The following is a 19,720-nucleotide window of genomic DNA, read 5'->3' as shown; positions in this document are numbered from 1 at the left end:
TTAGACATCGCGTCGAGCGATGCTCGGCTACTGAAAGAACTACCGCTTGTGAGTTGATTATCGAAATTACACGGTCGTGTAATTGGGTGAACACGAATTATGCGTTTTTTAGTGATCATTGTGGACGGTGCCCTAGTTACACGACCGTGTAATTGGGTGAGCGCTCAGCCGACTCACGTGTCATCAAGCCAGGCGGTTTTTTCAAGTTCTGTAACTCATGAAAACAACTCAACATCCGGGTCTAGGTAAGAAATTTGCACCCACCAGGTATGAAATTTAACCCTGGGTTTACCCACTGAAACCGGTAATTTGCAGCTTTCTGCCCTCTACAGGCCCCAGAATCAGGGCGTGTTCAAATTTCTTACTTTCCAAGATATCAGGTATGAGAATTGTCCCTGCCTTCCTTGAACCCAGAAAATCCGGGGCTTTCACGAGCGGCGTGTCTAAATTTCTTACCTGCCATGGTTAAATTTCATACCAAGTGGGTTCAAATTTCATACCTCCGCATCGTCAAATCGCACCGCAACGCCGTCATTCATGGCTTCAGGCCAGAGAGCATAGGCCGGGGATGTCTACCTGAGTGGGGGTAGTCCATGTGGGACTCAATTGTGTCTATCAAACCAGGGACTATTCAATAAGCCGCTGGCTGACTTCCGCTTGCGGGTGTCATTGGTGGCCAAATCTCCCATTGTCAGACGTCTTGGTGTGCCTGCGTATTTGGAATGTAAACGCTCCATAAACCCCACTTCCAAAAGATCCCAGCGCGACCTGATGCTGTGCTCCCGATTTCGTTCTGGAATGCGCTGCCGCTTAAGTGAAGCTGTTCATGCTCTTGCACCGTTAGCCTTGAAACATCAGAGCTAGCGCTGCAAGCTGCTGGCCTTTGAAAGCCAACAGGGAAGATAGGCATGTTCACGGACGCGAACGCGACCCACATTGCCCTCACAATTGAGGGAATCGCCACTGATTTGCAAGTGCTTGAGTTCACAGGACAAGAAACCCTCAACAAACCCTACCGTTTCGATATTGAGCTGGTCAGCGAATCGCCTGATCTGGATCTCGAAGCCCTGATCTACCAACCCTGTTACCTAGCCTTCGGCCCTGCCGGCAAGGGTGTACATGGCGTGGTGTATGGGATCAAACAGGGCGACTCCGGCAAGCGCCTGACGCGCTACCAGATCACCTTGCGCCCGCAGCTGACTTACCTGGCGCACCGTTTCAATCAGCGTATTTTCCAGCACCTGACTGTTGAGAAAATCATCGGCCAGATCCTCGAAGAGCATGGCATCCAGGGCGACGCCTATAGCTTCCAGCTGGGTTCGATTTACCCCGAGCGTGAGTACTGCGTGCAGTACGACGAATCCGATCTGCACTTTATTCAGCGCCTGTGCGAGGAAGAAGGCATCAGCTTTCATTTCCAGCACAGCGAACAGGGCCATGTGTTGGTCTTTGGTGACGATCAAACGGTATTCCCCAAGTTGCCTGTGCTGGCATATCAGCAGGACAGCGGCATGGCTGCCGAGCGCGAAGTGGTACGGGCCTTCAGGGTGCGCATGGAAACCCGCAGCACCCAGGCCAGCTACCGCGATTACGATTTTGAAAAGCCCAAGCTGCTGATGGAGGGCGGCTACAGCGCGGAGTTCTTCCCGACGCTTGAGGTCTACGACTACCCCGGCCGTTTCACTGAGCGCCCGCGCGGCAAGCACTTAGCCAAGCGCGCGTTGGAGCGCCTGCGCAGCGACTATGAGCTGGCCGATGGCAAGAGCGATGCCAGCCTCAGCTGTGGCCACTTCCTCGCCCTGAGCCAACACCCCCGCGAGCAATGGAATGACCTCTGGCTGCTCACCGAAGTCATTCACGAAGGCAAACAACCCCAGGTACTGGAAGAGTCGGTGACCAGCGACACCCAGGCCAGCGACGGCTTTACCCAGGGCTACCGCAACAGCTTCAGCGCCACGCCCTGGGATATTCCCTTCCGCCCGTTGTTGGAACATCCAAAACCCAAGGTGCTGGGTAGCCAGACCGCCAAAGTCACCGGCCCGGCGGGCGAAGAAATTCACTGCGATCAGTACGGCCGCGTCAAAGTCCAGTTTCATTGGGACCGCGAAGGCCAGGCCGACGATAAAACCAGCTGCTGGCTGCGCGTCAGCTCCAGCTGGGCCGGCGACCGCTACGGCGGCATCGCCATTCCGCGCATCGGTATGGAAGTACTGGTGACCTTCCTCGAAGGCGACCCCGACCAACCCCTGGTCACCGGCTGCCTGTACCACGCCGAACACGTTGTGCCGTATCAGTTGCCGGCGAACAAAACCCGCAGCGTCTTCAAAACCCTCAGCAGCCCTGGCGGTGGCGGTTACAACGAACTGCGTATCGAAGACAAAAAGGGTGCTGAACAGATCTACCTCCATGCTCAGCGCGACTGGGATGAAAATATCGAGCACGACCAGAAAATCCGCATCGGCAACGAACGACACGACACCGTTGAGGCCAACAGCTACAGCGAATTCCAGGCCGAAGAACACCGCACCACCCACGCCGACCGCAAGGTGGAAGCCCGCAGTGACGACCACCTCACCGTCGGTACGACCCAACATGTAAAAGTCGGCGTCGGCCAATTCGTTGAAGCAGGCAACGAAATCCACTACTACGCCGGTAGCAAAGTGGTGATCGACGCTGGCATGGAACTCACCGCATCAGGCGGTGGCAGCTTCCTCAAGCTCGACCCAGGCGGCGTCACCCTCAGCGGCGCGACCATCAAGATCAACTCCGGCGGTGCACCGGGTAAGGGCTCTGGCATCCAGATACTCGGGCCGGTGATTCCGGGGGCGGCCGACAAGGACAAGGCGGGGGCATTACTTGCGCCAGGTTTGCGCAACCCCTTCATGTTTCAGAGTAAGCGCGGGGAGCCCTTGGTGGCGGCCTGCGGTAAGCAATCCAATGGCGTTTGCAGCCGGGAGGATTGCCCATGTCTACGTGGTTAACCTGGTTCCTGGCACAAACGCAGTGCGCCGAGCCTTGGCAGGGCGAGGAGCGCACCTTGTACATGCTGATCGATAGCGTGCGTCAGCCGCGCGTCGAGGAGCAGTTGTTTCAGCTGAGTGAGGCTGTGGAAATTGAGCCGCTTTTTCAGGGCACTGCCTTTGCTGAGCTGAACGATGTCAGCCCGCTTTGGGTGCGGTTGCCTGCGGGCGGTGCCGTGGCAGCTAAAGCGGCGCAACTTTGTTTGGATAACCGTTCCGGCATTCTGCTGGCCTCAATTGCTGACGCCCAAAGCAGCCTTGCCCATGCACGGCGTTTGTTGCAGATGCGCTCTGCGGAATATGGCCTGGCGCTGGCGCGCTTTTATGATCCCGCTTTTTGGAGTGCGCTTGCGCTGACAGTGCCGGCGCAAGCGCTATTCGGGCCATGGGAGGCGGTCTTTACCCCTCCGGCCAACCCAAGCGATAGCGGCTGGCGAGTGTGGCAGCGTGAAGAGCAAGACCAAGAGGGGCTGGCCGATACGGGTTATCCGTTGAGCTTGCAAACCAGCACGCTGGCGGCCGTGGATGAGTTGCGCTGGTGGTATTGGGTGCGTGCCCTTGAAGCCGAAACCTCGGGGGCTCTGACAGATGCCCAGTTGCCGCTGGTGCTTGCGAACCTGCGCATGCTGATCGAGCACGGCATCGAAGAAGGGCGCCATCTACAGTCGCTCTTGCCTCATCTGCAACAGCAACTAACGGAGCGACCTGGGGTCATGGAGATGTTGCGCAGGGATCTGCCGGCATACGAAAAAGCACAACGTCTGGAAGGTTTGGTATGACAGGTACGTCGGCAACACAAGAAAGCAAGGAGCAACAAACCCCAGTAGTGCTGCCGGCCGATGCGCCCGCAGCGCCGGTCAATAGCGAGGTGTTCTGCAAAACCACACAGCCCGCATGCAGCCAGCGCTATCACGACATTGTCTACGTGACTGGCCAGCGCAAATTTTGGCTGTTGCCCAAGCGGCTCACTGAACAGCTTGGTGAAGCTGCTGCGACTTTGCAGCAGAAGACCGTCGATACAGATAAAGCCTCGCGCATGAGCCGCATCGCCGAATCGGGGCTGATGGACTATTTCATTACGCCAGGGCCTGACGCTTTCCTCGACGCCAGCGACGAGAACAGTGGTGAGCGCCGCCGCTACCTGGAAGCCAAGGATGCGTTGGCTGAAGAGCAGCAAGTTCAGGAGGACGCGCGCACTCGCTGGAACCTGTCCCGCAGTCAGGGCGACAGCACGGCGGCCATGCGCGCCGAGCGTGAGCTGTTCCACAGCCAGCAGCGTGTGCAACAGCTGGAAACTGAGGTAGCGCAGCTCGAAGCCATTTCAAATGAGCGCGCTGAGGGGCTGGGCTATGTCCGTGAAAACGGCACCTTCTACACGCCGCGCGCTTTGCAGGCCCGCGATGCGGTCGATACGTATATCGCCGAGCGTGACAAGGCCCTTGCCCACGGCTATGAAATGTTCGACCCAGGCAACCGTAAGGTCGCCACGGCCTGGGAGCATCTGCGCGACTACAAGACGCTTTATCAGCAGTTGGCACAGACCGGTGAGATCGACAGCCGAGCCTTGCGTGGTACGCGGATCAACATCCTCAACCTCGAAGGTCTGCTGGCCCCCTACATCAATGCCATCGTCGAGCTAGCCGAGTGCGGTATCGCCGTAGCTGAGTTTGCTCTTAGCCCTGATGACCAATACCAAGGCACTGAAGAGTTCCAGGCCTATGTTCGTTTGTTGGGCAGCCGCCGTTCCCTCGAACAGCGTATCGAAGCACGCTATACGCAGTGGACTTCAGCTACCGGCGGCAAAGCGGCACCGCCCGGCATGCTCTTCGCCGAGCTGCAAGAGGCCTGGCACCAGCTCAACGATGAGGCCGAGCGCATCAAGGCGACTGCCGAAGCCCGTGTGCGTGAGCATTTACCGCCACGACTGTTTCTCTGGGAGCCGGAGAGCTACCAACCCAAACCCATCGAACGGCTCGCCAAGGCCAACATCCCATTGCGTGAGTTCAGCCTCGCCTCGGCCAGTCAGGCGCTGCAACACCTCAGCCTTGTGGACTTGGCCAAGCAGGGTGCCAGCGAGTTGGGCCAAGCCTTGAAAGACCTCAAAGCCCTACCCAAAGCGGTGGCGAAGCAGGCCGATTCGGATAAGGCGTTCAGCGATTGGCTTACGCAGGAGGGGGCGCATTCGTTCGAAGAGCAGGGGCAGTGGTTCGACGAGGATGGCCTGTTTCTGCGGGAACGCTTCTTCGCCGTCCTGGACAGTCAGGGTTTTGAGGTTGCCAGTCTGCAAGGGGGCGATGCACGCACCCGCTGGGGCGATACCCTCAAGGCGATGATCTTCGAAGACCGCCAGCTCAGAAAATTGATGCTGTTCGATAACAGTCCCCAGGCGCAGTTCGTGCGCTGCCTGTTGCCCGCCGGCTCCAGCCTGCACCAATCGACTGCTGTGGAAGGGCCGCAATGGCACAAGGGGCCTATTGCCCTGCGCGCCAGGGCCTACCTGGAGGTGGCAGCGTGGCGTGGCGAAGTGGATTTGCTCAGCTTCACCGTGCCCGAGCGCAGCCAGGCCACGCCCTTCGAGCCAAGCTACACGGCTTATGACGGCAGCCAGCGCACCTTCAACTTTGGCAAGTTGTCGTTCAGCTTCAGCGCCAAAGCCTGGGGCTTTGCCGGGGCCAGCCTGATGCTCACCCGCGAGTTCATGCTGGATCAGAAAACCAACTACACCAGCCTGGTCGGGGTGGATATCGCCGAGCGTAGCGGGGAGTTGGGTAAGTACGACCTGTTCGTCGGTGCCCAGGCCGGTTGCCGGATCAAAGGCCAGCTCGACTGGTGCCCGCCACCCAGCGTATTGCCGCCGGCCCCGGTGCCCAACCGTACGCAGGTCGATAATTGGCAAACCCTGGCCAAGCTCGATGTGGAGATGGTGGCAGCCGTGGGTGCTAACGCTTCGGGGCACCTCTATGTGCAGTTACGCAACGGCCGCTTTTTGCTGTCCATCAAGGGCAGCCTGATATGGGGCGGGGGCTTCAAGGGTTATGTGACCTTCGAGGTGGGTTACCAGGGCGTGGTTGCTCTGTTGGAATTGTTACGGGTGGAATTGGCTATCAACCGCAACCAAACGCCCGCCTGGATCGAGAACGAGGCCTTTAAATTCGCCAAAAGGCTCAGCCTGTTTGGTGCCGTAGGCATGGACGTGCCTTTCCTCTATGTGCGTGGCTACGCAATGGTCAAAGACCTTTACAGCCGGCTAACGGATGGTGGACGGGGCGGGGCAATCGCATACACGCTGATGCGTCATCAACAGCAGAACACGCTGAAGAACTGGGTTCGTAAGCTACAGCCTGCCGCCTTTGGCCCTCTGTTGATGGCGTTAAGCAGCACGCCAAAGGCGTTTTCGGTGGGGGAGGGGAATGGCCGAGCGGACTTCAACGAGACACAAGCCCATCTTGTCCAGCAGCAGGCCATTGAGCGTTGCCTGAGTTGGGTGGCGGACGACGTCAATGCCGACCGCCAGTTTGAGGACGCCGTTATGCTGATGAATCGCGATGGCATCAAGCCAGAGAATGCGGGCCAAGCCTACTGCGAAAATCGGCTGCGGTTGGATTCGTTTATGGCTGAACGGGTCTTTGGGCTGGTTGCCGCTAACAACAATATGCGTGCTAAGTACCGCGCATGCGTCGAGCGATTGGGAGCCCGCCTGAATGGCTACTGCGAATACCGTAGCGAATATGGTGCTCCAGCCTTTGCGCCTGTTCACAGCATTAAAGCCTATTACAAGGGACCGAACATTGATTAAGCAACTCACTATCAGCCTGGCGCTGGTGCTGGCATTAGTCAGTGCCGCCTTCGCGCAACTCACGCCTGAGCAGCAGGTCGCTCGTGATAAGGGACTGGAGTTGTACCAGCAGCATATGGGGGTGTCCGCTATCGAGCCGCTACGTATTGCGGCAGAGGCCGGTGACAAAACAGCCCAGTATTACCTGGGTGAAACCCTGCGCCTCAACAACATGTTTATGACTGCCGAAGCCCGCAAGTGGTATGAAGCGGCTGCCGAACAGGGTGACCTTTTTTCGATGCTGCGGTTGAGCGACAGCAGCGATCTATGCCGCGAGCTAGGCACCTGCGCTCTCAACAGTGCAGAGTGGCGCGAGAAGGCACTGGATCTCGCATACGAGCGCGCAGAGCAAGGCGATACGCAAGCCATGCACGCCCTGTTCAATGCCAATCAGGGTATCGGCTGGTTGGAAAAAGCCGCTGAAGGTGGGGATAGCACTGCCCAGCGACTCTTGGCTGGTTTATATCAGGATGGAGAAGGCTGGTTTTTCCTCCCCGGCAGTCGCGAGGAAGCCATTGAGAAATGGTTCAAGGCTTCAGCCGAGGGTGGGTTTCCAGAGGGGATGATGCATTACGCAAACTACCTGTATGAAAACAACGGCAGTAAAGAAGATATTCGTTATTGGGTAAAAAAGGCCGCTGAAGCGGGCCTTATAAGTGCGGTAAGTACATATGCACTCAATGTCGCGCATAACCCTGATGATCTGGGATATCCCTTGGATTTGGTAAAGGGTTATGGACTTAACTATTTGTTGTCGAAGCTACAGGGCGGCGGGACTGGGCCTGAAGATGGCCAGAGAGCCCTGCCAGAAATTGCTAAGAAAATGACCGCCGAACAAATCGAACAGGCAAAGCTATTTGCCGCCGAGTGGGAAAAGACTCACCCGCCGTTTTCATATTTCGTGCCTGTGTATGGCTTTTAGGCCGAGTGTGGTTAAGCGGTTCGCCATTAGCTTAGTGCTTACACTGGCATTAATTAGTGCCGCCTTTGCGCAACTCACGCCTGAGCAGCAGGTTGCTCGTGATAAGGGGCTGGAGTTGTACCAGCAGCATATGGGCGTGTCCGCTATCGAGCCGCTGCGTATTGCGGCTGAGGCCGGTGACAAAACAGCCCAGTATTATCTGAGTGAAACCCTGCGCCTCAACAACATGTTTAAGACTGCTGAAGCCCGTAAGTGGTACGAAGCGGCAGCCGATCAGGGGGACCTTTTCTCAATGCTGCGGTTGAGTGATAACAGCGATCTATGCCGCGAGCTGGGCACCTGTGCCCTTAACGGTGCTGAGTGGCGTGAGAAAGCACTAGACCTTGCATACGAGCGCGCAGAGCAAGGCGATACGCAGGCCATGCATGCATTGTTCATTGCCAACCAGGGCATTGGCTGGCTGGAGAAGGCTGCCGAAGCGGGCGATAGTTTTGCGCAGCAGCTACTCGCTGGCTTTTATCAAGATGGTGAAGGTTGGTTTTTCCTGCCTGGCAGTCGCGAGGAGGCTATCGCGAAGTGGCTTCATGCTTCAGCCGAGGGTGGGATTCCGGTGGGGATGATGTGGCATGCCGGGGCTCTTTATGAAAAGGGAGACTACGCGGCGGCTTTTCATTGGCGAAAAAAAGCCGCTGAAGCAGGGTTTATCAATGGGTTTTTTGCTTATGCCAAAGATCTGCTCAACGAAGAGGGTGTATTCGATATAGAGCCCGATCCTATTAAAAGCTATGGGTTGTTTTATTTGATTGCTCAGTTGGATGGCGGGGGTGGCTCTCCAGAGTATGCGCAATGGGAGCTTGATGAGCTGGACAAAAAACTTGCGCCTGAGCAAATCGAGCAGGCAAAGGTATTCGCAGCTGAGTGGGAAAAGACCCATCCTCCACTTTCGTATTTCGTGCCTGTGTATGGCTTTTAGGTGACGTGTGGTTACTTTGCCGAGGTGGCTGGAGAGTTGGTTAGTTTGCTGGAGGTTTCGCAGTTTGCCTGTTACGCAGTGTCGGTTTAGCGTTTGGTCGCCTGTGGACTGAAGAAATAACTTGGTAGGGGCGATACAGGTGCTGTGTTGCGGAGTAGCTACGAGAGCGAAGTACGCATTGAGGGTTATGCAGAGCTTCTAGGCGCGCTTGCTCAAGCGGCCCTGCATCTGTCGATATTTTGCCCACAGGTGCTTGACCAGCTGGAAAAAATTTATCATTCTGGTGCACAACGTCATGACGGTGGCGTACAGCTCTAGTTGAGTGAAGCACCTTTTGCACCGTTTCAGTCTCCCGCTTGCTATGTAGCCACCTTGATTGGTCGGCGACTACTAGAGCTTCGCTGGCCATGAGAGATCTGGCCTATGAAAACTTCTGATATCACCCCCTCTTTGGCCTGCTTCAAGGCTGATGCAAAATCGCTTCAGAAAGAAGTAATCGAAAAAAAACATCTCGCGTTGAGTCGTCTAAGGCTAAGTGGTGTTAGTGATTTCGAGAATGGGATTTACACGACCTGCCTAAAGGTTATTGCCAAAGAATATGGATATGATCACAGACGCATCATATTCAATGAAAAATTAATTTCAAAATATATTGATCACTCGTTCGCGAAAGGATATTGGAAGATGCCCTATGAAGGTAAATATCATCGTGCCCGATTTTCTCTTCAATTTGACGCTATCGTAGAGACTTTGCGTGAGGGAGTGCCTCTTGCTAAAACTTCCTTCGCAAGAAGCGTGGATTTTTCTGGTTTCCATTTCAGCTCTTTGTTATTTTCGAGAGTATCCTCTGTTTTGCGGAAAAAGAAGCTGCCTGATTTTAGTGGGATTCAGGCACCTGGAAGCTTGATCGAAATGTCGTGGCTGCAAGACGTAGAGAGCTTGCAAAACGTTAACTTCAGGGACGCAAAGTTTTACTGTGTTACTAGTGATCCGTTAGTCCGACCAGGTGCTCATTGCTACAGAGCTGATTTTAGTGGAGCAGATCTGCGCGGTGTGGATTTTCGGGGGGCATATCTTCGAGGGACGAGCTTCGTGCGTGCCCAGTTGGACGGTGCTGATTTCAGGAATTCCAATATCTACGAATGCAATTTTACTGGAACAGAAGGTCAGTTTATAACTGGGAATGTCGATGACGAAGACTGGTGTGTTGAGCCGGCCGCTAAGTATAAAGCGTATTAGCGCACGAGCAACTGGCTTAGCTGAGCTAGGTCAGTTTCTAGTATCAGGTGAAGTGTGAGATGCAGAAGGTGATGGGTTAGTTAGGGAAGCTCTGAAGAAGTCATGTATTTTTTGCTGACTTAAGCCTCCGCCGATTTTGGAAGCGGCAAATCGATCCAAAGCGTTCAGATCACCAGCTTACTCCTGTGTTTTTAGCCGCCGCGAGCACCTCGCGGCGGCCATTTCCCGCATACAGGCGTACCTCTCCCTCATTCGTCAGTAAATGTCTGCGCGCCATCCATAGGTTCGACAGAGCGAACAGTGTCACAAGTTGCGCCATGTTCTTTGTCAGACCACGGAGCACGTTACCAGGAACGCTGGCCGTGGCTGAGGCGAGTAGAGGGGGAGGTCTATTGTGAGAATACGTACCCAGACGCGCAATACAAACAAACGCTCTGGGTACGACACCACACTCGCGCTACTACTCAAAAAATTGTTAGAAGCGGCCGGCACGCACTGGCCCGGCAACCTCGGAACCTGACCGGGAAGATGAACCGCGACCACCAAGCCCGCATCAGCAACGCTTGTTGCCCGATGAAGCGGCATGAAAGCCGGCTGCACCAGGCAAGCCCTCACCCTGGGTGCTTTTCTTGAGCTGGACCAGCGGCTTATGACAATGACATTGCCGTTCTGCCCCCATATTTGACTATGTCACGACAGTCCTTGCTCGCTTGTAATCAACAAATGGCTCACTAGCTTTCGAATCAGTTGATGAGGGTCTGCCCCCAGTCGCTGGCAGACATCAAGCAGCTCGATGACATCAAGTCTGCGCTCCCCACGCTCGTACTTTGAGACGAAAGACTGCGGCTTTCTCAAGCAGGCAGCGAGCTGGGTCTGAGTGAGCTGGGCTTCCTTGCGTGCATCTATGAGCAGCTCAAGCAGAAACTGGTACGAGTCGGAGTAAGTAGACGTCAAAGGTGCGTCGCCAATCTGATTAGACGACGACGTTAGTAAACCTAATTGAGGATTATCCCAAAAGGGGTTTATCCCAATTTGGGTTTGTGCGATGCTTGATGGCAGACCGCCACCCGACTCATCGGGGGGCTCTACTCTACGGCTAAGAGGCGAGGACGCTTCTCGTGCTTACCGAATTGGCGACTAACTTGAAATTGGTGTGTGAATGGTTTTGCGGACGGGAATCTACGAAGTTCTTACTTCAGAGCAGGCTAGCTCAGTGTACGGGGATTATGAAAGTATCCAGACGTCTCACGAAAAGCAGGGATGGATTAAGAATTTAGAAACTCAAAATGTAAGTAGAGTTGTATTGACTAATTTCTCTATGCCGTTAGTCCCTGGAAGGAAAATAGGTATTTCGTTTTTAAATGGTCAGATTATCGCGTTTAAGCAGTCTAAAGAGATCCCTGTTGAGGATCCGGTTGGTTTAAAAATGTTACGCAACACCCCAGTGGCTATTTTGGTGGCTCTGTTAATTGCGCTCATATTTAGTATTCCACTTTTTGGATATATATTGGGTGCGGTTTGGGGGGCGTACTCACTCATGACAGGGAATTACGTGCTAGGACGCTATAAAAAGTTCCGGGGGAACCGGTGGTACGGTTTGTTTTTGCTAGTTATGAGCTTGTATGCATGGATTCCGGCTCAACTACCTAGCGTCAATCTAGAGTCAATTTATAGTATCTATATTGGCATGGCGATGTTTGTGGTAGTGGTTACGGTAATTGCGCAGGTGATTAAGGTAAGTGCGGAGAAAAAATACTACGCACAGGCCGTCACTGAGCTGAATGAAGCTTGGCGATAATAATCATCAATATGTTATTTTTTGAGGGGCAGTAAATGAGTGCAGTATTGGTTGTATCCACAATAAATTATTTAAGGCTTGCTGCTTTTTCAATAGCGCTAATGCCAACGTTAGCATTTGCAGATTTTTGCGATATTTTGACTGGAAGTGGTGCGCCTAGCTGTCGAGTGAACGCAGAAAAAATGGACGCGAGTATCTTCGGGAGTTGGCTCAGAATCAAGCCGGAGCCAGCTCAATCAAGCAGTGGAAAGAAAGGCTATTACGCTTCCGGAACTACTATGACTGTAAGTACGCTCGGCAAAACACAAAAGTGGAAGTTTAAGCTAACGACAGAGTGCTTTGCTGGAGAGCGGTCTATGACTATCCAGGCAATGCCGTATATGTTGGGCTTAACAAATGGTGGTATTAAGGCTTTCGACCTAACTTTTAAAGTTGACAATAAACCTAAGTTTACCGAAACGTGGCCGTTGAATTGGAAACACGCTGAACTGCAAGCCCCCCAAGGCAGTCGCCTTGCTACAGCCCTCCAAGGGGCGCGTGATTTGGTTGTGAACACCAAGGGAGTAATTGGTCAAAATTCACCAGTCGGATATATTTACAAAGTTGATGGATTCGAAGAAATGAGTTCGGGGCTTTGCAAATAATCCAGTTCTATTAAAATATTCATTAACTGAACGGTAGGTACTCTCGCATGAGTAGGCAGCTTGGCGTATTTGGGAAGTGCGTTGTAACGGTTATTAATATATCAATCGTTGCATTCATGTCAGGGTGTTCTGATGAGAGTTCCAAAGCTCTTGAAGACAATAAGACTGTAGCGGAGATTAAGCCCGAGGCCATGGAGCAGGTCCCAGCTGAGCCAACTCTGGCTGAGCAAGGAGTCACCGTTCTAGAGTCTCCTGATTCACCTCCACAGGGGGACGAATATTACGTAGTTAGTCGTGGAATGGACCTGCTGTATTTGTATAATGCGAATACTTCCGGTGAGGTGGATGTGTTAAAAGAGCTTGATAAGATATCCGGTATAACAACCAATGGTTTGGGCGATGAACAATTAACAAGGCTTCATGCTAAATACGCATCTGGTGATCAATTTGAGAAAAGGGAAATCGCCAAAGAAATTGAACCGATCCTGAAGAACAATATAGCCAAAGTAACAGGGGTGAGATATTTATCAGTTGATGTGCAAAGTGCGATATCTCTGGGTAAATACGATTTTGATAGGCAGGGTTATTTGGTAAGTAGTGGGCTGGATGAGGAGAATGACCAGGATAATCCTGTCCCATATAATCGGTCATCATTAAGCTATGATGATGCAATAAAATACAAGTTGTCTTTTTTGAATACGTCAAAAATCAACTTTATTCATATGCCTGACGAAGATACTGCCAAGAAAGTTAATGAATATCAAAAGCAAAACAACGTATCATTCAGGATTTATGGATATATACATTCTGTCGCAGAGGACATAAGTAACAGTTATCTGCCTCGATATGTGGTGATCAAAGCTCAGAAAGTAGAGGTCGCTAGTTCAATATATGACGAAAATCCAAGGCAAGTCTTTGCGACAATGGATTTTTAATGTGGTCCGGGGGCGAAGCTAACTTCGTAACTGTAATAATACTTAATTAATACAGCGCAGAGGAAGTTAGTCGAGTATCAGGACGGGGCCTGCGCTGAGTCTACCGAGGCTTAGGGGAATCCTGAAGAAGACTTCCTGATTTTGGCAAAATGCCCGGATTCCACCCGCTGAGTTTTCCGATGAAGCAAATGACCTTCGCCGATGCCGAGTACGCCGGTAAGCGCAAGCAGACTCGCAAGGAACTGTTCCTGTTCGAGATGGATCGGGTGGTGCCATGGAAGGGCATGATTGCCCTGATCGAGCCACATTACCCGAAGGGTGATGGTGGTCGTCCGGCCTACTTAAGACCATCCCTAGCAGAGTGGGTGGCCGTTAATAACTACATCGACAGCAGCAGCGTATGCGCCAACCATCGCAAAGGCTCAATCGACCTGCCGCGAATACCGCGAATACCGCAAAGCCGCCAAACAGCACTACCACGAAGAATGCAGAACATGGCGAGCCCGCTACGACAATGATCGCAAAGACCATACTGATCGTATGAAGCAGCGCTATTGCTCAGCGTCGAGCAGTTTTAGTCCAATGGGATAACGTAGAGCTAACCGGCTTTGCGTGTCTTCATTGCGCAGCGTCCATTTTGAGCGCAGGCTTAGAAGTTTGGCGCTAAACAACTGCCGCAATAATCCCTGAAAAAGTATCTCTCAGGACTTTCATAATTGCATTGATTGCTTTCTGTACTGCATCAAGCGTGAGTTGCGTAACTGCAACTAGAACAGACTCGCAAGCAGTTCGTTGCATCTTAAAAAGAATTTTTCCGGTTTGAGGGGAATAGCCTTGTGTGCTGTCAGCTTTGTATAAGGCTACGTTCGCAATAATTTCCATCAATTGGACAGACATTTTTTTGAATTCGGCGGGTGCGTATGTTTTTACCGCTTGCCAACCACTCGTGAACGCACCCTCGGCTGCATCAGTAATCTTGATAAAAATTTCGTCTGCGGTAATGCTCATGATGTTCTCCTCATTGTTTTTTAGCGGTTTCAACTATGGATACAGCGTTGATTGATTGATTTGCAATACTAAGCGTGGTCTTTGCTGTTGCGGGTCTTAGGCAGGTTAACTTCTTTTCACCGCACTTATCAGTTTTTCGGTGTATTTCTCTAACCGCTAAAAGTTGGTTTTTAACAAGAACCAAGAGCTTCTCATTGCAACCATCTGAATTTCCTGCCTGAGCGGTGTCACTTGACTGCATTTCGGCAGGTAAGTCGGCCTTAAGTAAAGATTTAACTCGATCAAATACCTTTTTTTCCAACTTGCAGCCTTTCCCTTCTGATGCCGAAGATGCTCTTGAAATCATTACCTCAAGCTTTGACTCCAAGGCGTTGTAGGTTTTCAGGTTAGCGTCGTAAGTTCCATTGGGGGTTCCGGCTAGATCACCCATATTCTTTACATGAGTGTTGAACTGCTCAGCAAACTCAGTAATTCCCTTGTCAATTACTTCGTCGTAATCGCTTATGAGCTTGATCCCAGAGCAGCCGCTAAGGACGAGAGTAGTTACTATAGCAATGGTTAGTTTCTTCATGATTTCCTCACTTGTAAGTAAAAACTTATATCGCTTAGTTTGTCATCGATAACGTCTAGCGCCCGCAGCATGTGCGGCTTTGAAATGTAGGCGCAGCCACGATGGAAAATCTGTCGATGAGCCTGCGGTTGTTAAGTTTTATTGTCGCTAGGCTTAGGGAAATAATACCCAATTATAAGGCCTACAATTCCTGAATATAGCGCCCCCCAAGCTTGCAAATGTGGCGTGGACTCTGACGCAGGATATCCGCCAAGTATAGGTGCCAAGGCGATAACTACTGTGACCAATAAAAAAACCGTAACCACCATTATGCTAATGATTGCCTGAACTTTACTAACCGACATTTTTTTCTCCCAAAACACTAAGTATCATATTCATAATTTCAGTTGCCCTTGCCTCATTCTTTGGTGTGTAGAAAACCTCCCACTGAAAGTTCGAGTTTTTACGGTGGAATGTTGTTGCATAGACCTCAAGTACAGATTGTCCAGCAGTACCATTTGGCCTAATAAGTATCGTAAACCTCGTTTGCTCTTGCCACTTATGTTTCCACCATAGAGCCCCATGCTCTTCACCCTCATACATTTTAGGTGCTGTTTCTATTCGACTGCCTTCATTGAGGCGTACTCTCAAATTAAGGGGTTCCATTTGGATAATTTCTATCAGGCTGGTATTTAGAGAGTTACTATATGCATAAGCCAATAGAGAACTAGAATCAGCTGACACATCTGTATTCAAAGAAGAACATCCGGTGAATAACCCTATTATCGTTGCCAAACACAAAAGCTTTATAGTCCTCATGCTGACTCCTAAAAAATCATTAAACTTAACAGTAATTAGATGGGGTTCTGCATCAATCTATTACATAAGAACTCAGTCTAATCCCGTATGTCTGCTATGGTCTTGTATCTGAAATCTGCCCGAATCAACACCTTATGGCGAACCGTCAGAGACTTCGGGTGTTATACGAAACTCCGCTTTTGCTGCCGGCATTGGTACTGGATGTTTATACATACAATGATCCTTTGTTTGCGGGTTACATGCATGACTGTGCGGGTAACCATAGCTAAATACCGGCGAGTTGCAGGCTGGATGTGTTTAGCTGTTTCGAAAACACTGCGACGAATCGAGCCCAAATGAGCAGGTGAGGGGAGCGGAAGGCCCGTATTAAGCGGGTTTGGAACGGACTGGAAAGCTTAAGGAACCTCTGAAAAAGCCCGAATTTTGTGATATGGAAGCTCTGTAAGTCGCATGGATACTGGGCTGTTTTTTTCGAAGGAGGGCTTTTTCAGACCATTGGGAGCACGGTGGCCGGTTACGAACCGCCAGGAATGAATGCAGTTGAGATCAGATGCAACCGCAGCACTGGCAGCTGCTTGGAGGCATATGCCACGATCCTCCATCATGACGAAGGGGAAGACCTGGAAGCCTAGGTGTACAACTACGAAGTGGTGGCGCTGCCGGCAGGCTCCGCCTCCCTGGAGCTGCTGCCGAAGGGCGATGACTGCGAGTTCGATGCCAGCGCCGCTATGTTGGTGGGTGACCCGCTCTAGCCCGTTACCAGGCATGGTCAGACCAGTAGTGGCAGTGGTGCAAAAGGCAACAACCGGCCAGGAGCGGCCGGTCTACCCTATAAATAAATCCGCCCTCTTTTCCGCTCATTCGTGGAGAGCTTTTTCAATGTCGCATTCAAATAATTTGTTTTGCTGCTTTACAATCGATGGTGACCAGTTTCTAGGGGAGTTGAGTCTAAATGGCGGCGAAACAAATCTGCGATTGAATAGTCGGCGTGACATTCCTTACAATCCAGAGCCGCACTCGCTTTTTGGAGAGTCGCTGGAACATGAGAAGATCAGCTTATTTCAATGCGTAGGTAACTCTCCCAACCCAGAGGGAACATATCCAAAATTTGTATTTAAACGTAACACCTTCCCCCATTATGCACTGTTAGGGCAAAAGCACTTCGCCGAAGACGATAGAGCATTCATGTCTATTTCATTTCAAGCGGATGATTTGGCGCTCATATTTTCAAAAAATGGGACGTTTGGTGTAGCCCAACCTAACCCCGAAAAGCTCACAGAAATGTTGGAGAGCGCTTCTCCAATTAGGAAAGTAACGATTGGTCGATCACCTGCGGTGTTTTACTTCTCAGGAGACCAAAATAATCCCGCAGTAGATATTGGAATTGGTATGTTCTCGACCAATATCGAATTCAACTCAAAAGTTAGCGATCATTCCGGCATATCATGCCCTAGCAAAACTATTGCAAAGCTAGATTTCGAACACGCCAAAACCTTTGATGAGGTCATCGATGATCTCAGTTCAATATTGCATTTCTTGGCAGTTATCGCGGGTCGACCCCAAGGCGTAGTTAACATTAAGCTGACCTCATCCGAGGCCGATTCGGATGCAGGGGTAATTCCCGAGGGAGAAACTTCTGTATATTGGAGTTTAGCTCCTCGCCTCGGCAAGGCAGAAGCCTGCACTCATAGAGACATGCCAATTACACCTGACATGGACAGTGAGCAGTTTTTCCGGATATTCGGAAATTGGTTGCGCAGACATGATGAGTGGCTGTTAGCCAGATTAAGAATTCTTAACTGGCAGAAAAACGGTCGAGAATACGATGAAAACAGATTAGTTGCAGCCGCCAATGCTTTCGACATATTGCCCTCCTCAACTTACGGTAAAAATCTTGGCAAGTTGTCAGATGCAGTGGCCGAAGCTAAAAAACAGTGCAACAAGATTATCCGCGCGCTAGAGCCAGGTCCGGAACAAGCCCAAGCTTTAGGCACCTTACAGTTTTGGGGAGGGAAAACGCTTAGAAACAAAGTTCTCGGCAGGACAAAAATAATACATGAAGGCTTTGGCAATCACTTTGAAGATTTAGATTCTGTTGTGACTGTTGCGATCTTAGCAAGAAACTATTTCGTGCATGGTACTGATTCATTCGGCTACAAATATTTTGACGCCTTGATGCCATTTTTAATTGATACTCTTGAGTTTATATTTGTAGCTTCCGATTTAATTGAGTGCGGTTGGGACGCGATGCGCTGGGGAAATCGTCGCCCAGGATACTCCCACCATCTGGCCTCATACTTCAGCACCTACGAGTTGGAAATTCCTAAGTTTTATGCGGCCCAACAAGAAGCCGAGCAATTGAAGAGGAAATAAAATCCAATCACTCTAGCAGTAACTGTATTGAGGCGAATTAGGTGCTGATTATTCTATTTCTGATCTAAGTGAAATGCCCCGCCAGTGCGGGGCATTTCCTTCAGGGAATTTCGAAGGCTCTATGAAGCTCTATAGAGGCTGCTCCGATATCCGAATTATTCAAGTTTCTCCTTTGGCAACGGCAGCTTTGGGTCGATAGCGGTCACTCGCGAACGGCTCCGACGACTCATTGTGGTCATTCTGACCAATACCCCGTCATCACGAAAAGCCAGAGGAATGAAAAACCGATTTCAGGACAACGCGACCTGCAAACGCCAACTTACAAATAGCGTTTAGACGATCTATCCATCAAAAGACATCATTCCAATGTCGACCAGTTCAGCTACTGTTGTAAAAGTTTCTTTGGCATCAATAGAAGTGAGGACTCCATCGACTTTCAGATCATTGAGAAGATAAAGCGGTGTGATGAAAGATAATCCCTCATCTTCATAGCCAGTGCTATTCACGCCGACCACTAGTCCGCGTGAATTAAAAACAGGGCCGCCGCTCGCGCCTCCATGTACGAAGATCGAGGTTTGCAAGCAAGGGCCTGGAAGCATCACTCTGTCTCGACCTTGTAGAAAATGCTCCTGCACCTCACCTTTGAAGAATTCCCCCCAAAGATAGCCGGCCTGACTTACCTCTCCAGGCTGGAACACGGAGCGGGGGTAGGCATACGTCACTACGACTTCACCCACTTCTGGAATCTTCGCTGACAGTGTTGCAACTGGGTTTTTGAGCTTACCGCGAGTCTGGCTATTCATTGGCGCAACGCGCCCAATACAGATATCTGCTTTTGGATGCTTGTGCGCGCTCAAGATTGGACGCTTAACGTAGGAGTCACCTGCAATGACTTGGATGATCAGCGGCATTCCATCAGCGGAACCGTCGTCTGCGACGAACTCATCCATAACATGACTTGCAGTCGCGAAAATCCCTTCGGGTCCCACAAAAAAACCGGTACCTACTAAGCTATATATTCCCGTCTTCGACATTTTGAGGATTGGGAATATCGATGTTGATGGATCGACTCGGACGCCATCTTGATCCGTAGCCCAAAAGTCACCCTCTGCTGATGCACCTCTCAAGTCTTTCCGTGGAACATGCGGGTGGTCTCGCATCTATAAAATCCCCTATTGGGTCGCCGGGCGGTCTTCGTAACGCAGTAAGGATGGAAATTTTTGTGAGCATATCAAGCAACCTCCATCAGGTCAGGTGCCGTGGTAAAAGCTTGGCCATCCACCTCATGCTGAACGACCGGCGTATATCGGCCACAAGCTGGCATTTACCTCAGTTGTATTGAGGGATTGTTCACCGGCCCACGCCAAAGCGCTAATCCGGCGGAATCTTGCCGGCTTGATCCTGCTCAGCAGTCGTGAATTACAGCGTCCATGACTGAGCTGGCAGTCGCTCCTCGCCTATCCGCTGCGCAGTGGCGTGAGGTTGTCCAAGAATGACGATGAAGTAGTAGTTGGTAGTGGGAGCCACTGGAGGGCGCTCATCTCCCACACAGGCGAGGATCTTGGAAATCGCTAGTACGCCAACTGCTACCAGGTGGAGGATAC

15 protein-coding genes and 2 pseudogenes are annotated in these 19,720 nt (G+C 51.4%); 11 read left to right on the top strand and 6 right to left on the bottom strand.

What is annotated here, in order from left to right; translation table 11 throughout:
• Positions 1-908: 908 nt before the first annotated feature.
• The 6 genes from AC0T4W_RS12360 (at position 909) to AC0T4W_RS12335 (ending at position 9,989) form a co-directional block, all read left to right on the top strand.
• Positions 909-2,981, top strand: coding sequence for a type VI secretion system Vgr family protein (locus tag AC0T4W_RS12360; RefSeq protein ID WP_476319267.1), 2,073 nt, complete (start codon positions 909-911; stop codon positions 2,979-2,981).
• On the top strand, positions 2,966-3,799 hold the full coding sequence (locus AC0T4W_RS12355) for a DUF4123 domain-containing protein (protein WP_476319265.1): 834 nt from the start codon (positions 2,966-2,968) through the stop codon (positions 3,797-3,799). Before AC0T4W_RS12360 ends, AC0T4W_RS12355 begins: the two co-directional genes overlap by 16 nt.
• The gene (locus AC0T4W_RS12350; protein ID WP_476319263.1) at positions 3,796-6,816 is read left to right on the top strand and encodes a hypothetical protein; all 3,021 of its coding nucleotides are present in this window, start codon (positions 3,796-3,798) and stop codon (positions 6,814-6,816) included. The genes AC0T4W_RS12355 and AC0T4W_RS12350 overlap by 4 nt, the downstream gene beginning before the upstream one ends.
• Positions 6,809-7,777, top strand: a complete 969-nt coding sequence (locus AC0T4W_RS12345; protein ID WP_476319261.1) for a tetratricopeptide repeat protein — start codon at positions 6,809-6,811, stop codon at positions 7,775-7,777. The genes AC0T4W_RS12350 and AC0T4W_RS12345 overlap by 8 nt, the downstream gene beginning before the upstream one ends.
• Complete coding sequence (locus AC0T4W_RS12340) at positions 7,767-8,750, top strand: tetratricopeptide repeat protein (RefSeq protein WP_476319259.1); 984 nt, start codon at positions 7,767-7,769, stop codon at positions 8,748-8,750. The genes AC0T4W_RS12345 and AC0T4W_RS12340 overlap by 11 nt, the downstream gene beginning before the upstream one ends.
• Positions 8,751-9,173: 423 nt before the next feature.
• Complete coding sequence (locus AC0T4W_RS12335) at positions 9,174-9,989, top strand: pentapeptide repeat-containing protein (protein ID WP_476319257.1); 816 nt, start codon at positions 9,174-9,176, stop codon at positions 9,987-9,989.
• Between the two features lie 232 nt (positions 9,990-10,221).
• Here AC0T4W_RS12335 and AC0T4W_RS12330 read toward each other — a convergent pair.
• Together AC0T4W_RS12330 and AC0T4W_RS12325 are read right to left on the bottom strand one after the other, a co-directional pair.
• A pseudogene (locus tag AC0T4W_RS12330) lies at positions 10,222-10,326 on the bottom strand (IS5/IS1182 family transposase); the annotation flags it as partial.
• Positions 10,327-10,679: 353 nt separating this feature from the next.
• Positions 10,680-10,943: a helix-turn-helix domain-containing protein gene (locus AC0T4W_RS12325; protein WP_476319254.1), complete on the bottom strand. Its 264-nt coding sequence runs from the start codon at positions 10,941-10,943 to the stop codon at positions 10,680-10,682.
• A 205-nt stretch (positions 10,944-11,148) separates the two neighbouring features.
• On the opposite strand from AC0T4W_RS12325, the gene AC0T4W_RS12320 reads away from it, so the two are divergent.
• The 4 genes and pseudogenes from AC0T4W_RS12320 to AC0T4W_RS12305 form a co-directional block, all read left to right on the top strand.
• On the top strand, positions 11,149-11,787 hold the full coding sequence (locus AC0T4W_RS12320) for a hypothetical protein (RefSeq protein ID WP_476319252.1): 639 nt from the start codon (positions 11,149-11,151) through the stop codon (positions 11,785-11,787).
• A gap of 35 nt (positions 11,788-11,822) precedes the next feature.
• Positions 11,823-12,431, top strand: a complete 609-nt coding sequence (locus tag AC0T4W_RS12315; protein ID WP_476319251.1) for a hypothetical protein — start codon at positions 11,823-11,825, stop codon at positions 12,429-12,431.
• A 47-nt stretch (positions 12,432-12,478) separates the two neighbouring features.
• Complete coding sequence (locus AC0T4W_RS12310) at positions 12,479-13,366, top strand: hypothetical protein (RefSeq protein ID WP_476319249.1); 888 nt, start codon at positions 12,479-12,481, stop codon at positions 13,364-13,366.
• 179 nt (positions 13,367-13,545) lie between these two features.
• Positions 13,546-13,707, top strand: a pseudogene (locus tag AC0T4W_RS12305) (transposase); the annotation flags it as partial.
• A 322-nt stretch (positions 13,708-14,029) separates the two neighbouring features.
• Here AC0T4W_RS12305 and AC0T4W_RS12300 read toward each other — a convergent pair.
• The 3 genes from AC0T4W_RS12300 to AC0T4W_RS12290 form a co-directional block, all read right to left on the bottom strand.
• Entirely contained in the window at positions 14,030-14,374 is a 345-nt protein-coding gene (locus AC0T4W_RS12300; protein WP_476319247.1) for a hypothetical protein, read from the bottom strand.
• Positions 14,375-14,384: 10 nt separating this feature from the next.
• Positions 14,385-14,945, bottom strand: coding sequence for a lipoprotein (locus AC0T4W_RS12295; protein ID WP_476319245.1), 561 nt, complete (start codon positions 14,943-14,945; stop codon positions 14,385-14,387).
• A 333-nt stretch (positions 14,946-15,278) separates the two neighbouring features.
• Positions 15,279-15,743, bottom strand: coding sequence for a hypothetical protein (locus tag AC0T4W_RS12290; RefSeq protein WP_476319243.1), 465 nt, complete (start codon positions 15,741-15,743; stop codon positions 15,279-15,281).
• Between the two features lie 879 nt (positions 15,744-16,622).
• Here AC0T4W_RS12290 and AC0T4W_RS12285 point away from each other — a divergent pair.
• On the top strand, positions 16,623-18,116 hold the full coding sequence (locus AC0T4W_RS12285; RefSeq protein WP_476319241.1) for an ApeA N-terminal domain 1-containing protein: 1,494 nt from the start codon (positions 16,623-16,625) through the stop codon (positions 18,114-18,116).
• Positions 18,117-18,457: 341 nt separating this feature from the next.
• Here AC0T4W_RS12285 and AC0T4W_RS12280 read toward each other — a convergent pair whose 3' ends face one another.
• Positions 18,458-19,150, bottom strand: a complete 693-nt coding sequence (locus AC0T4W_RS12280) for a S1 family peptidase (RefSeq protein WP_476323618.1) — start codon at positions 19,148-19,150, stop codon at positions 18,458-18,460.
• Positions 19,151-19,720 lie beyond the last annotated feature (570 nt).

The sequence above is a fragment of the Pseudomonas sp. C7.1 genome (genome assembly GCF_056312395.1).
The sequence above is the reverse complement of the archived record's forward strand: the minus strand, read 5'-3'. Positions and strand labels throughout refer to the sequence as shown.